General features: G+C 66.0%; 13 protein-coding genes. 6 read left to right on the forward strand and 7 right to left on the reverse strand.

The window, feature by feature from the left end:
* Positions 1-22 precede the first annotated feature (22 nt).
* Positions 23-592: an RBBP9/YdeN family alpha/beta hydrolase gene (locus AC1Q7H_RS30010; RefSeq protein ID WP_013956817.1), complete on the forward strand. Its 570-nt coding sequence runs from the start codon at positions 23-25 to the stop codon at positions 590-592.
* Positions 593-704: 112 nt separating this feature from the next.
* Positions 705-1,868: a porin gene (locus AC1Q7H_RS30015; protein WP_013956816.1), complete on the forward strand. Its 1,164-nt coding sequence runs from the start codon at positions 705-707 to the stop codon at positions 1,866-1,868.
* A gap of 138 nt (positions 1,869-2,006) precedes the next feature.
* Here AC1Q7H_RS30015 and phaZ read toward each other — a convergent pair whose 3' ends face one another.
* The 7 genes from phaZ to AC1Q7H_RS30050 form a co-directional block, all read right to left on the reverse strand.
* Positions 2,007-2,837, reverse strand: a complete 831-nt coding sequence (gene phaZ / locus AC1Q7H_RS30020) for a poly(3-hydroxyalkanoate) depolymerase (RefSeq protein ID WP_153955802.1) — start codon at positions 2,835-2,837, stop codon at positions 2,007-2,009.
* 72 nt (positions 2,838-2,909) lie between these two features.
* Positions 2,910-3,341 carry a phasin family protein gene (locus AC1Q7H_RS30025; protein ID WP_153955801.1) on the reverse strand — a complete coding sequence of 144 codons (432 nt, stop codon included), beginning with the start codon at positions 3,339-3,341 and terminating at the stop codon, positions 2,910-2,912.
* A 58-nt stretch (positions 3,342-3,399) separates the two neighbouring features.
* Positions 3,400-5,031: an alpha/beta fold hydrolase gene (locus AC1Q7H_RS30030; protein WP_153955811.1), complete on the reverse strand. Its 1,632-nt coding sequence runs from the start codon at positions 5,029-5,031 to the stop codon at positions 3,400-3,402.
* Between the two features lie 225 nt (positions 5,032-5,256).
* Positions 5,257-5,721: a MaoC family dehydratase gene (locus AC1Q7H_RS30035; protein WP_013956812.1), complete on the reverse strand. Its 465-nt coding sequence runs from the start codon at positions 5,719-5,721 to the stop codon at positions 5,257-5,259.
* Positions 5,722-5,780: 59 nt separating this feature from the next.
* Positions 5,781-7,583: an acyl-CoA dehydrogenase gene (locus tag AC1Q7H_RS30040; protein WP_013956811.1), complete on the reverse strand. Its 1,803-nt coding sequence runs from the start codon at positions 7,581-7,583 to the stop codon at positions 5,781-5,783.
* Positions 7,584-7,827: 244 nt separating this feature from the next.
* Positions 7,828-8,826, reverse strand: coding sequence for an AraC family transcriptional regulator (locus AC1Q7H_RS30045; protein WP_013956810.1), 999 nt, complete (start codon positions 8,824-8,826; stop codon positions 7,828-7,830).
* A gap of 84 nt (positions 8,827-8,910) precedes the next feature.
* A complete protein-coding gene (locus AC1Q7H_RS30050) occupies positions 8,911-9,957 on the reverse strand; it encodes an AraC family transcriptional regulator (RefSeq protein WP_153955798.1) in 1,047 nt (348 codons plus the stop codon).
* A gap of 173 nt (positions 9,958-10,130) precedes the next feature.
* On the opposite strand from AC1Q7H_RS30050, the gene AC1Q7H_RS30055 reads away from it, so the two are divergent.
* The 4 genes from AC1Q7H_RS30055 (at position 10,131) to AC1Q7H_RS30070 (ending at position 13,342) form a co-directional block, all read left to right on the forward strand.
* A complete protein-coding gene (locus AC1Q7H_RS30055) occupies positions 10,131-11,186 on the forward strand; it encodes a beta-keto acid cleavage family enzyme (RefSeq protein ID WP_013956808.1) in 1,056 nt (351 codons plus the stop codon).
* Positions 11,187-11,256: 70 nt separating this feature from the next.
* A complete protein-coding gene (locus AC1Q7H_RS30060) occupies positions 11,257-11,460 on the forward strand; it encodes a DUF1289 domain-containing protein (protein WP_013956807.1) in 204 nt (67 codons plus the stop codon).
* A gap of 61 nt (positions 11,461-11,521) precedes the next feature.
* The gene (locus AC1Q7H_RS30065; protein WP_013956806.1) at positions 11,522-12,232 is read left to right on the forward strand and encodes a DsbA family oxidoreductase; all 711 of its coding nucleotides are present in this window, start codon (positions 11,522-11,524) and stop codon (positions 12,230-12,232) included.
* 123 nt (positions 12,233-12,355) lie between these two features.
* Positions 12,356-13,342, forward strand: coding sequence for a Bug family tripartite tricarboxylate transporter substrate binding protein (locus tag AC1Q7H_RS30070; RefSeq protein WP_013956805.1), 987 nt, complete (start codon positions 12,356-12,358; stop codon positions 13,340-13,342).
* Positions 13,343-13,461: the final 119 nt, after the last annotated feature.

Below are 13,461 nucleotides of genomic sequence, written 5' to 3' on the forward strand. Positions count from 1 at the left end.
TGACTGATTACCTGGACGACTGATGAACCTTCCCGCTGACACCACCTTCCTGATGGTTCCCGGCCTGCGCGATCACGTGGCGGAACACTGGCAGACCCTGCTCCAGGCCGAGCTGCCGAACGCCCGTTCGGTGGCGCCGCTGGAGCACGACAAGCTCAGCCGTGATGCCCGCGTGACCGCGCTGGACGCTGCCCTGGCCGATATCGACGGCCCGGTGGTGCTGGTGGCGCATAGCGCCGGCGTGATGATCACCGTGCATTGGGCCGCGCAGCACCACCGCAAGATCCGCGGCGCGCTGCTGGCCACGCCTGCTGATCTTGAAACGCCGATGCCGGCCGGCTATCCGGACCACGCCACGCTGGCCGGGAACGGCTGGCTGCCCGTGCCCCGGGCACAACTGCCCTTCCCCAGCCTCCTCGCCGCCAGCCGCAACGATCCGCTGGCCAGCTATGAGCGCGCCGCGCAGATGGCCAGCGACTGGGGCAGCCGCCTGGTCGACCTCGGCGAAGTCGGCCACCTGAACCCGGCGGCCGGATATGGCCCGTGGCCGCGCGCGACCGAGTTGCTGGAAAAGCTGCTGCGTGCCAACTGAGCGGCAATAGCCTTCGCGTAGCGCAACGCCGCCACAGAGATTGCAGTACCCGTAGTACTCACAGAGACGGATTCATCCGCATCGCAACCAAAGGAAAAGAGGAGAAATACCAATGAAGCTCAGGAGCATGGCCGCGGCCGCGCTGCTCGCCTGTTCGGGGGGCGCCTTCGCCCAGTCGAACGTTACGCTGTACGGCGTGGCGGACATCAATGTGGAGTATGCCAATCACGTCGGCGCGGTCCCGACTGCCGCCAACCAGTTCAACCGCGGCCCGGCCAACGACGTCTACCGCATGAACTCCGGCGGCGTCTCCGGCTCGCGCTGGGGCCTTCGCGGCAGCGAGGACCTCGGTGGCGGACTGCAGGCGCTGTTCGTGCTGGAAAGCGGCTTCAACGTCGACAGCGGCACCTCGCAGCAAAGCGGCAGGCTGTTCGGGCGCCAGGCGTACGTGGGCGTGCAGAAGCCCGGCATCGGCATGGTCAGCCTGGGCCGCCAGTACACGTCGATGTTCGAGGCACTGGCCAATTTCTCGCCCACGGCCTATGCCACGCAATACGAACCGGTGGTGCTGCAGTCTGGCCCGAACTTCCGTGAGGACAACACGGTCAAGTACACCGGCAAGTTCGGCCCGGTCACGGCGCTGGCGCACTGGTCGTTTGGCACGGGCCTGGCCTTGCCGGCCACCGTGGGCATCGCCACGCCGATCGGTGGCAACGGCGAGGTCCCCGGCCAGTTCCGGCGCGATACCGCCTATGGCGCCGCGGTTGCGTACCAGGGCGGCCCGTTTGGCGTGACCGCTGGCTACGATCAGTGGAACCCGACCATCGGCACCAGCAATGGCACTGCCAAGAAGGCCGTGGTGGGCGCCAGCTACAGCATCGGGCCGGCCAAGATCATGGGCGGCTACCGCTGGGGCCAGAACAAGAACGCGGCGGATGTCGTGATCCAGCGTGATGACTTCTACTGGATCGGCGCCAACTACCAGGTCACGTCAGCCATTGGCCTGACGCTGGAATACAACTACGACGACGTCAAGAGCCTGTTCGGCAATACCAACGTCGCCAATCCCTGGCAGATCGCTTTCGTGGCGAACTATGCGTTCTCCAAGCGCACCGACGTCTACCTGACGACCGCCTACGCCAAGAACGCCGGCCTGATGATGGAATCGCTGGCAACGGTCTACGCCAACAGCCTGTCGCTGGGCAACAGCTACGCGCTGGGCAATGGCCAGAGCAATATGTTCGGAGCCGCCGTCGGCATTCGCCATAAGTTCTGACCAGGCGATCCGGTCATCGGATCGACACCGGGCAATATGCTCGTTTGCGGCCGCCCGGGGGATTCCCCCGCGCGGCCGTTCTTATTCGTTTCGAGGAGCAAGAAAAAGCCGCGGACGTGCCGCGGCTTGAGTAAGGGTCTAGCGGCGCAGGAAGGCGCCGACGACGCGCGCGGTGTTCTCCGCGCCGGTCACGAGGAAGAGATGCCCGTCGTCGAGTACGTGCAATTCCGCATTGGGGATGCGGGCGGCGAGGATCCTGGCATTGACCAGCGGCACGATGGGATCGTCGGCGCCGTGCATCACCAGCGTGGGCTGCCTGACCGCGCCCAGCCACGGCAGGCTGCTCCAGCCCCAGGCCGCCAGCAGCTGGTAGAGGTAGCCACGTCCCCGTGGCGGTTGCATGTGCCGTCCATGTTCGTCGAGCAGTGCAGGATCGTCGCGGAAGGCGCCGCCGTAGAGGTCGGCGCCAACGCGTCGCAGGTACTCCGGATCGCTGTAGCGGCGCACGCCGATCATCTTCGACAGCACCGACAGCCTGCCCGGCACCATGAGCACGCCGGGCGACGTTGCCGCCAGCACCAGGCGGCGGCAACGCTGCGGATAGAGCCGCGCGAATTCCTGCGCGAGCGCACCACCCCACGACACGCCGAGCGTATCGACCTGGCCCGCATAGCCAAGGTGCGACAGCAGCCTGTCGGCAAGCACGCAAAGGTTGGAGAAGCGGTAAGGCATCAGCGGCGCGGGGGAGCCGCCGGCGCCGGGAACGTCGAAGATGATGACTTCCACGCCCACCAGCGCATCGACGAAGGGCTCGATCAGTTCGAGGTTGGCGCCGATGCCGTTGAAGATGAGCAGCGGCGGACCCGCGCCGCTGCCGGGCCGGATGCCGACCCTGAGTTGCTGCCCGTCCAGATCTACAGTCTGGACCTGCATGTGGCCGGCCCTGATGCCGGCATTGCTTATTGTCATCAAGCTGTCCTGGAGTCGTTGGCGCTAAGGCACGGCCACGATCGCTGCGATCGCGGCCGTGCACCCCGGTGCTTACTGCCTGGGTCGCAGGATGCCCTTCACTTCCTCGACGTTCTCGGCGATGCGCCGGCCTACTGCGGCAATGCTGTCGGCCTGGGTCTTGTACACGGTGTCGGTCAGGCCGCGCAGGCCGTTCACGGCCTTGTGCAGCGAGCGCGGCAGCACTTCAGAGACCTTGGCCGCCTGGCCGTCGGCATCCTTGCCGCCACGGGCCAGCGCCTGCAGGTCGGCGGCGGTCTCGCAGAGGTATTCGCCCTGCTGGCGCACCAGCGACTGCAGGCCGGCCAGCAGCGCGATATTCACGCCGGCCAGGGCCTCGATGTCCTTGCGGCGCGATTCTAGGATAGCCGCCGGGTCCAGGCGGTTCTGCTTGACGAAGTCAAACAGCTTCTTGTGCGGGGCGGTGTGTGCGGACGACGTGCCCGCGGTGTTGGTCGATTCCATCTTTATTTCTCCTGACAGGTTGGGTTGCAGAAAACGATGGCCCCGTGGGGCCGGTGGACTACGCTTCAGACACGTAAAGGCCAGGGGCCTCGCCGCAAGGCGCGTATTGCAGGCTGCCGGGGCTGGCCGGTGCGTTGCACTTCGGCCCGGAGCGCTTCTTCAGCCACTGGCTCCAGTGCTGCCACCACGAGTCCTGGGTGGCCGTGGCGCCTTTCAGCCAGGTCTCCGGGTCCGCCTCGGTGGCGTCGTTGCGGAAGAACTTCGCCTTGGGGTTGCCGGGCGGGTTGATCAGGCTCTGGACATGCCCGCTGGAGCTGAGCACGAACTCCGTGCGTCCGCCAAAGGCGCGCACCGAGCGGTACACGGCCTTCCACGGCGTGATGTGGTCGGTCATGCCGGCCAGCACGTATTTGTCGCACTGGACTTCGGACAGGTCGATGGCGTGGCCCAGCACGCGCAGCGTGCGCGGCGTGGCCAGCTGGTTCAGTGTGAGCATGTCGAGGAACTGGCCATGCAGGCCGGCCGGCAGCCGCGTGGTGTCGTTGTTCCAGTAGAGGACATCGAAGGCCGGCGGCGCATTGCCCAGCAGGTAGTTGTTGACCCAGTAGTTCCACACCAGGTCATTGGGGCGCAACCAGGCAAAGACCCGACCCAGCTCCTCGCCGTCGAGCACGCCGCGCGCCTGGCTGCCCTGCCGGGCGGCCGTGACGGCTTCGGGCGTGCTGAACAGGCCAAGCTGGGACTGGGCATCCAGCCCGAACACCGACACCATCAGCGTGGCCGCATGCACCAGCTTCTCGCCGCTCGCGGCGCAGTAGCCCATCAGCGCCGACATCGTCATGGCGCCCGAGCAGGCGCCGTGCAGGTTCACGTCAGGGCTGCCGGTGATGTCGCGGATGGCGTGGATGGCTTCGACCAGCGCACGGACATAGGTATCCATGTCCCAGTCGCGATGCGCTGCCGTGGGGTTGCGCCAGCTCACGATGAATACCTGCAGTTCCTGGGCCAGCAGGTACTCCACCATGCTCTTGCCCTGCGCCAGGTCGAACACGTAGAACTTGTTGACCTGCGGCGGCACGATGAGCTGCGGCCGCGCGTGCACCTTCTCGGTGGACGGCGTGTACTGGATCAGTTCCAGCACATCGTTGCGGAACACCACCACGCCCGGCGTGGTGGCCAGGTTCTTGCCAACACTGAACGCTTCCTTGTCCACCTGGGCGGGCATGCCGCGGTTGGTCAGGGTGTCGGTGACCAGGTTGGTCAACCCGCTGATCAGGTTCATGCCGCCTGACTCCACAGTTTTCCTGAGCGCCGCCGGGTTGCCCAGCAGCGTGTTGGTCGGTGCCAGCGCATCGGCAACCAGCGAGGTGAAGTACTCCGCGCGGTGCTTGCTGCGCTCGTCCATGACCGAGCGCCGGACAAAGCCGCTGATGAAATTGCGCCAGGTCTCGTAGCCCTGCAGCGACATGCGGTACAGCGGGTTGTCCTGCCAGACCGGGTCGCCAAAGCGCCGGTCGCGCGCCGACGGCAACGGGGCCGAGCCGTCCAGCACGCTGACCAGGTCCTGCGCCAGCTGCGCCTGCTGCTCAAGCACCAGCACCGGCTCCTGCAGGCACTGCGCGCCGATCTGCTGCGCAGTGCTGACCAGGTCTTCCAGGCGCAGGCCCACGAAGGGGTTGGGGCCGGCCATCATGTCCGGCATGCGTTCGATGGACGCCACCGCGGTGGCCGCGCTCACGGCTGCAGCCTGATCCGCACTATCGTCCCTATCGACCTTGGCGCTATCGATCTTGGCCATAACGACCTTCGCCCTGCCGGCCCTGCCGCCCTTGCTGCCCTGCTCTCTCGTACTGCTGACCCTCGTCATCCTGCGTCTCCCGCCTTATTCCTTGCTACTACTGTCTTGCTCATTGCTTCAGGCGACCAGCAGCGCCAGGGCTTCCGCCACCAGCGCGGGCTTGGCCTCGCCTTCGATCTCGATCGTGTTTTCCGTGCGCAGCAGCACGCGGCCGCCGCCCTTGTTGTCTGCAGCCAACAGGCTGACGCGATTGCGCACGCGCGAGCCCGCCTTCACCGGCGCCAGGAAGCGCGTCTTTTCCAGTCCGTAGTTGACTGCGGCGCTGGCATCGGCCGGGATCACGCCCATCTCTTGCATTTGGCCTGCCACCAGCGACAGCGTCAGGTAGCCGTGGGCGATGGTGCCGCCGAACGGACTTTCCTTGCCGGCACGCTCCACGTCAACGTGGATCCACTGCTTATCGTTGGTGCATTGCGCGAATGCGTCGATGCGCGCCTGGTCCACTTCCACCCAGTCGGACACGCCCAGTTCCTTGCCGACGAACGCGTTGAGCGTCGCCATGCGGTAGTTCTCGATTGCCATACGGCCTCCTACATTGATTGATCTTTTTGCCCGTGCCGCGTTGCGCCACAGTTTGGGTTTCAAAACCGGGATTCGTCCAGGTTCAGGAAACCGTCCTCGCCCGACGCACCGGTAATGGCCGCTTCCAGCGCCGCGGCGCGCGGCAGGATCTGCTTGGCGAAGAACTCAGCGGTGGCGATCTTGGCGGCGTAGAACGCTTCGTCCTCGCTGCGCTTGTGCGTCGCCACGACCAGCGCGCGCGCCATCTGCCAGCCCGTCAGCACGATGCCGGCCAGCTTGAGGTAGGCCACGCTTGCGCCAAACACCGCGTTCGGCTCCTTGGCCGCGTTCTCCAGCACAAAGTCGACGGCCCGGCCCAGCGCCATGCGCGCGTAGCCGAGTTGCACGAACATGGCGCTGCATGCCGCATCCGCGCCGCTACCGGCGCAGTCCCTGAGCGCATCGATGGTCTGGTCGACTTCGGCCAGGATGGCGCGCGCGGCCAGGCCGCCATCGCGGACGGTCTTGCGGCCCACCAAGTCGTTGGCCTGGATGGCGGTAGTGCCCTCGTAGATCGGCAGGATGCGGGCGTCGCGGAAATGCTGGGCGGCACCGGTCTCCTCGATAAAGCCCATGCCGCCGTGCACCTGCACGCCCAGGCTGGTCACGTCCAGCGACATCTCCGTGCTCCAGCCCTTGATGACGGGCACCAGGAACTCGTAGGCTGACTTGAACTGCGCCCGCGTATAGGCATCCGGTGCGTGGTGGGCAAGATCCGAGTACGCAGCCGCCACCAGCGACAGTGCTCGCGCGCCTTCAGTCAGCGCGCGCATCTCGGTCAGCATGCGGCGCACGTCGGGATGATGGATGATGGCCACCGCCTCGCGCGACGAGCCATCGACCGGGCGGCTTTGCACGCGATCCTTCGCATAGGCCACCGCCTGCTGGTAGGCACGGTCGGAGATGGCAATACCCTGCACGCCCACGCCGAAGCGCGCTGCGTTCATCATCACGAACATGTACTCCAGGCCGCGGTTCTCCTCGCCGACCAGGTAACCGATGGCACCGCCATGGTCGCCAAACTGCAGCACCGCGGTCGGGCTGGCCTTGATGCCGAGCTTGTGTTCGATCGACACGCACTGCACGTCATTGCGCGCCCCCAGCGAGCCGTCGTCGTTGACCAGGAACTTCGGCACCACGAACAGCGAGATGCCCTTCACGCCCTCGGGCGCGCCCGGCGTGCGCGCCAGCACCAGGTGGACGATGTTGTCCGCCATGTCGTGCTCGCCGTAGGTGATGAAGATCTTGGTGCCAAAGACCTTGTAGCTGCCGTCAGCCTGCGGCTCGGCGCGCGTGCGCAGCAGCGCCAGGTCGGAACCGGCCTGGGGCTCGGTCAGGTTCATGGTGCCGGTCCACTCGCCGGCGATCAGGCGCGGCAGGAAGCGCTGCTTCAGCTCGTCGGAGCCAGCGGTGAGCAGCGCTTCGATCGCGCCGTCGGTCAGCATGGCGCACAGCGCGAACGACAGGTTGGCCGCGTTCATCATTTCCATGCACGGCGTGCCGACCAGCTTGGGCAGGCCCTGGCCACCAAACTCGACCGGGTGCACGATGCCCTGCCAGCCGCCCTCGCCAAACTGGCGGAACGCTTCCGCGAAGCCGGGGGTGGTCCTGACTTCGCCGTCATGCCAGCTGCTGGGTTGCTTGTCGCCGGCAACGTTGAGGGGGGCGATCACCTCGCCGTGGAACTTTGCGGCTTCGCCGATCACGGCTTCGACGGTGTCGGGGGTGGCGTCTTCATAGCCAGGCAGGCTGGCAATCTTTGTCAGTCCGGCCAGTTCACGGATGACGAACAGGATGTCTTTGGTAGGTGCGGTGTAGCTCATTCTCGGCCTCTGTGCGATGTTCACAGCGCCGGCATCCGATTCACTAACCGGTGGCACTGCAACGTTATGTGCCGATCGTAGTAGCGGCACGCACAAAGGCTGATACCCAAACCTGCCCATTCACTGACAAATCCTGCCGCTTTGCGCGGCAGCAGCCCTGCGCGCCCGCCGTGCGTCGCAAGAGCCAGGTAATGTGGCCAGATTTGTCAGTCGCCGTCCAGCTTTGCCAGCCGTGCAGGCGGGCCTATAGCGCGCGCCGGTAGGCGTTGGGGGTGCTGCCGGTCCAGTGGCGGAAGGCGCGATGGAACGCGGTGGGATTGTCGAAGCCCACATCGAAGGCAATGGCCGCGATGGGATCCTCGGAGCGCGTCAGGCGCTGGATGGCGATATCGCGCCGCACGTCGTCCTTGATCGCCTGGAAGGAAGTGCCTTCCGCCGACAGGCGCCGGCACAGCGTGCGCACCGAACAGTGCAACGCATGGGCCACCGCCTCGATGGTGGGCGACACCGGCAGGCACTCGGCCACGTATTGCCTGACCCGGTGGGAGCTCATCTGCTCGGCAAAGGAAACGAAGATCCAGTCCTCGGGCGCGCGCGACAGGAACTTCTCCAGATCCGGCTTGCGCTGGCGCACCGGCATGTCCAGGTAAGCCGCATCGAAGCCGATGCGGTTTTGGCGGCAACCGAAATGCACCGGGCCGGGAAACAGGTAGAGATGGTCGCCGGCCAGCGGCGAGTGATGAAACTGGAACTCCACTGCCTGCAGCGGGATCTTTTGGCGGATCAGCCACGACGCCACGCCATGCACGAGCTTGAGCATCAGTTCCCGCCCCAGCACGCTGACGGCGGGGCCGGCCGGGTTGTCTACCAGCTCCACATAGCCTGACCCACCATCGCGCCGCGACTCGATGCGGAAGTCATCGAGGATCAGGTGGAAGAACTGGCCGAAGCGATGCAGCGCCACCTCCAGCCTTGGCGCATCCAGCAAGCTCAGGCACAGGTACTTGAGCGTGCCATTGCGCAGCGGCCGGCTGAAGATGCCCGGCATTTCATCGTCGGCCTCCTTGGCGAGCAGGCGGTACAGCGTAGAAAACTGTTCCTGCGTGACGCGTGCGGCCGGCTCGGCCAGCAACTCACCGGCAATGCCTGAGCACTCGGCCAGCCGCGCGATCGCCATGGGATCGGCGCCGGCCAGGAAGCCATTGACGACAGATATTGGGACGGTAGCGGATAGGCCGTTCACGCGGGGCGCAGGCAGTGCATGCCGGAGAGAAGGTGACGGCGCATTCTGTCACAGCGTGTGCGCGATGGAAATGCGGATCGATGCCTAGAGCAGTCCTTGCGCCGGCTCCGCGATGTCCGTCACACGCTCCTGCGCCTGCTGCTGCGTGCGCCACTTCGACACGCTGCAGCCGAACTGCCCGCTGAACCAGCGCGAAAACGCACTCAGCGAAGAAAATCCCAGCAGCGTGGCCACTTCCGAAAGCGGCCGCTCCGTGTTTTCGATATAGCCGATCACCAGCCCCGCGCGCGCCTCATTGAGGATCTGCGAATACGTGGTGCCCTCCTGCAACAGGCGCCGGTGTACCGTGCGGCGGTCCACGCCAAGATGCTGCGCCACGCGATCAACCGAGCACATGCCGCCCGGCAGCAGCACGTAGACCAGCTTGCGCACCTTGTCCGCCATGGTGCTGTTTGCCTGCGCGAGCAAGGTGCCGAGATAACGCTGCACCTGCCCCGCCATCACCGGGTCATAGGAAGGCAGCGGCGCGTCCAGGTCCGATGCCACGCAGACGATGCCGTCAAAGTCCTGGTTGAACAACGCCGGCATGCCGAACACGCGCGCCAAGGTAGCCAGGCTGGCGGGCGCGGCATGCGTGAAGCAGATGCTGCGCGGCCGCCAGCTCGGCCCGAGAAACAGGCTGAGCATGCGGTACATCACCCCGACGGCCAGGTCAGTGGCCTGGCGCAGCGTGCCGGGCTGCTCACTCAGGATCTGCAGCCGGATCATCACCAGGCCTTCGGCCTCTTCCAGGCGCATCGCGAGCGCCTCATTCTGCAGGCCCATGTAAAGCACCATGGACTCCAGCGCCCGGCGCAGCGTGGGCTGCTCGCGCACCACGAAGGCCAGCGGCCCGAGGTTGGAGAACTGGCGCAACTCCGCCATGCGCAGGCCGAAGTCGTCCGCCTGCGAAGCGCGCGCCGACGCATCCAGCAAGCGGCCCACCAGCCCCGCCGGGATGCGGATATCGGGGTCCAGCAGGACGTCGCGGCCGATCCTGGCCGCGCGCAGTTGCTGGTGCGGGTCGAGCCCTACCGCGCGGGCGACTTCCACATAGTTGGTGAGGCTGGCGCTGCGAAGGTAGTAGGACATCGTGTTTTCCCTGACTGTCCCGAAATGTAAATCGTTCGTCCCGGATCGTCAAATCGCCGCGTGTCGATACACGATACTTCAGCCACTGAACTTGATACCGCAAACGCGACCGTCAGGTGCCGCCAGGCAGGCGGAAATCCAGGCGGTCCGCCCACAACATACCAGGAGCAACTGTGCAATTCCTCGACGATTCCCTGCACCCCGAAAACCAGGACAAGGTGGTCATCACCGTGGCGCCGTACGGCCCCGAGTGGATGCCCGCGGATTTCCCGGAAGATATTCCGGTGACGATGGAAGATCAAATCCAAAAGGCCGTGGATTGCTACAACGCCGGCGCCACCGTGCTGCACCTACACGTGCGCGAACTGGACGGCAAGGGCTCCAAGCGCCTGTCCAAGTTCAACGAACTGATCGCCGGCGTGCGCGCCGCGGTGCCGGACATGATCATCCAGGTGGGCGGCTCCATCTCCTTCGCGCCGGAAGACGACGGCCAGGCGGCCAAGTGGCTGTCGGACGATACCCGCCACATGCTGGCTGAACTGGACCCGAAGCCGGACCAGGTGACCGTGGCGATCAACACCACGCAGATGAACATCATGGAGCTGCTGTACCCCGAATACCTGAAGGGTACCTCGCTGGAGCATCCCGCCTACCAGGCTGCCTACCGCGAAATGACGGTGCCGGCCGGCCCGGGCTGGGTGGAAGAGCACCTGCGCCGCCTGAGCAACGCAGGCATCCAGCCGCACTTCCAGCTCACCGGCATCCATGCCATGGAAACGCTGGAGCGCATGGTGCGCGCAGGCCACTACAAGGGTCCGTTGAACCTGACCTGGATCGGCATCGGCGGCGGCTTTGACGGTCCCAACCCGTTCAACTTCTTCAACTTCGTGCACCGCGCGCCGGACGGTTGCACGCTGACCGCGGAATCGCTGCTGAAGAACGTGCTTCCGTTCAACATGATGGCGATGTCAATGGGCCTGCACCCGCGCTGCGGCATCGAGGACACCATCATCGACCAGCACGGCAACCGCATGACTTCCGTGCAGCAGATCGAGCAGTGCGTGCGCGTGGCCAAGGAACTGGGCCGCGAGATCGCCTCGGGCAAGGAAGCCCGCGAGATCTACCGCATCGGCACCTGGTACGACAGCGCCGACGAAACCCTGGCCGCGCACGGCATGGCGCCGAACCGCAAGGCCGGCCAGAAGAACCTGCCCCTGCGCGCGGCCTGACGCGCGCACCGGTGCGGCAGCGGGCGCAAGCGCCTGCCGCCGCACCGTCGTCCAACTTACCTTGCAAGCCATGAACCCGCCCCTCTCCGTCATCAATCCATGCCTGAACATCTGCCGCATGGACCTCGCTGGCAAGTATTGCCAGGGCTGCGGCAGGACTGCGGTCGAGATCGGCCGCTGGGCGCAGATGACCGACGCAGAGCGCGCCGAGGTCATGGCTTCGCTGCCGGCGCGCCAGTCGTGGCGCAGCCGCGCCCCGGCGCCCACCCCCTGATATTCCACAGCCTGCTGCGGCCTGCGCCGGGCTCGCCGGCTGGCGTCTTGAAGCTGCTGCCATGAACCATCCGTCCACGCTTTCGGTCGAGGCCTATTTCGACCTGATCTGTCCCTGGTGCCTGATCGGCAAGAAGCACCTGGAAAGCGCCATCGCCTTGCTCGGGCGGGAGCGTCCCGACGTCGCCGTGCAGGTGGAATGGCGTTCTTATCCGCTGATTCCGGCCATGCCGCCGGCCGGCCTGCCCTACCGCGACTTCTATGTGGCACGCCTGGGCAGCCCCCAGGCAGTGGCGGCACGCCAGGCACAGGTCTGTGCCGCGGCACAAGATGCCGGCCTCACCCTGGCACTGGATCGCATCGAGACCTTCCCGAACACCCTGCTGGCCCATCGCCTGGTACGCCTTGCCCGGCAACAGGCGGGGGCAGACGCGGCCGCTGCGCTGATCGACGAGCTGTTCACGCGCTACTTCCTGCGCGCCGAGAACATCGGTGATCCGCGCGTGCTGCGACAGGCCGCCGCGACCTGCGGCGTCGCGATTCCGGATCAGGTCCCGGCTCAACCCGATGCGGATGCACACCGTGACCTGGACTGGCTGCCGTCACTCGGCGGCCCGCAAGAACCGGTCTTGCGTGCCGGACTAGGCGTGCCGCACTTTATCTTCGACGGCACCCGCAGCGTGTCTGGCGCGCGGCCTCCCGCCGCGCTGCTGGAAGCCATGCTGCACACGCTGGCGCGCGCGAAGCAGCGCGCCACCCGGGCCACCGCCTGAACACCCTGGCGACGGCGGCATTGCGCCCACGCCTCGATTTTTCTGCAATATCCCGTGTAACTGCCCCCGACAAGAAGGCTGGCATGGGCGTATCCATACCCTAGACTTTCAACGGAGACACAGATGCCTCAACGCCCTGCCCTTTTTCGCCTGCGCCACGCCGCCTTAGCCGCCGTCAGCGCCGTCATGGCCCTGTCCATGCCCTCGGCCATGGCGTGGACCAACAAGCCTGTACGCATGCTGGTGCCGGCCCCTGCCGGCGGCACCATGGACGTGATTGCCCGCCTTCTGGCCGACCAGCTGTCGCAGGATCTCGGCCAGCCGGTCGTGGTCGACAACAAGCCGGGCGCCGGCGGCGGCATCGCCATCAGCGCCATGCTGCAGGCACCGCCTGACGGCCAGACCATCATGGTGACGGCCACTAATGTGCTGACTGAAGTCCCCCACGTGCTCAAGACGCCGTACAACACGATGAAGGATATCCGGCCCGTGGCCGCGGTGGCACGCTCGCGCCTGCTGCTGGTGGGCGCGCCGTCCCTGCCCGCCAAGGACTTCAAGAGCCTAGTGAACTACGTGCATGCCAACCCTGGCAAGCTGAGCTTTGCCTCCTATAGCGCCGGCACCGCATCCCACTATGCCGGCGTGATCATGAACCAGAAGGCCGGGCTCGACCTTGCGCACGTTCCCTTTGCCGGCTCCTCGCCGGCGCTGGCCCAGGTGATGGGCGGCCAGATCGCGCTGATGTACGACGGCATGGTGACCTCGCTGCCGATGATCAAGGCCGGCAAGCTGCAAGCCTATGCAGTGGCTTCAAAGAACCGCTCGCCGCTGCTGCCCCAGGTGCCGACCTTCGCGGAGCTGGGTTATCCGGATGTGGAGTTCAGCAACTGGGTCGGCGTGATTGCCTCGGCGCGCGTGCCCGCAGAGCTGGCGCAGAAGATCCAGGCCGCCACTTACAAGGCGGCGGCAACGCCCAAGGTGCAGGAACGGATGCAGGCATTGAGCTATGAGCCGATGCGCGAGCAGACGCTGTCGGAACTGAACCAGTCCCTGAATGCCGAGTTTGAGCGCAATGCTGCGATCGTAAAGACCTTCAATATCCAGCCCTGACCCCGGCCACACGCCGGCAGCCTGTGCGCCTCCTTCGGGAGGCGCTTTGCTTTTGCCCGTGACGCGAGCGAAAGAACCCACCGTTGCGGGTTCTCTCCCAGCCATCGCGCAAGCTATAC

This window comes from Cupriavidus sp. GW823-FHT06D04 (genome assembly GCF_058795055.1).

Coding starts and splice junctions, on each gene's coding strand:
- AC1Q7H_RS30010 (WP_013956817.1), top strand. CDS start 23: ATGAACCTTCCCGCTGACACCACCTTCCTGATGGTTCCCGGCCTGCGC.
- AC1Q7H_RS30015 (WP_013956816.1), top strand. CDS start 705: ATGAAGCTCAGGAGCATGGCCGCGGCCGCGCTGCTCGCCTGTTCGGGG.
- phaZ (WP_153955802.1), bottom strand. CDS start 2,837: ATGACAATAAGCAATGCCGGCATCAGGGCCGGCCACATGCAGGTCCAG.
- AC1Q7H_RS30025 (WP_153955801.1), bottom strand. CDS start 3,341: ATGGAATCGACCAACACCGCGGGCACGTCGTCCGCACACACCGCCCCG.
- AC1Q7H_RS30030 (WP_153955811.1), bottom strand. CDS start 5,031: ATGGCCGGCCCCAACCCCTTCGTGGGCCTGCGCCTGGAAGACCTGGTC.
- AC1Q7H_RS30035 (WP_013956812.1), bottom strand. CDS start 5,721: ATGGCAATCGAGAACTACCGCATGGCGACGCTCAACGCGTTCGTCGGC.
- AC1Q7H_RS30040 (WP_013956811.1), bottom strand. CDS start 7,583: ATGAGCTACACCGCACCTACCAAAGACATCCTGTTCGTCATCCGTGAA.
- AC1Q7H_RS30050 (WP_153955798.1), bottom strand. CDS start 9,957: ATGTCCTACTACCTTCGCAGCGCCAGCCTCACCAACTATGTGGAAGTC.
- AC1Q7H_RS30060 (WP_013956807.1), top strand. CDS start 11,257: ATGAACCCGCCCCTCTCCGTCATCAATCCATGCCTGAACATCTGCCGC.
- AC1Q7H_RS30065 (WP_013956806.1), top strand. CDS start 11,522: ATGAACCATCCGTCCACGCTTTCGGTCGAGGCCTATTTCGACCTGATC.
- AC1Q7H_RS30070 (WP_013956805.1), top strand. CDS start 12,356: ATGCCTCAACGCCCTGCCCTTTTTCGCCTGCGCCACGCCGCCTTAGCC.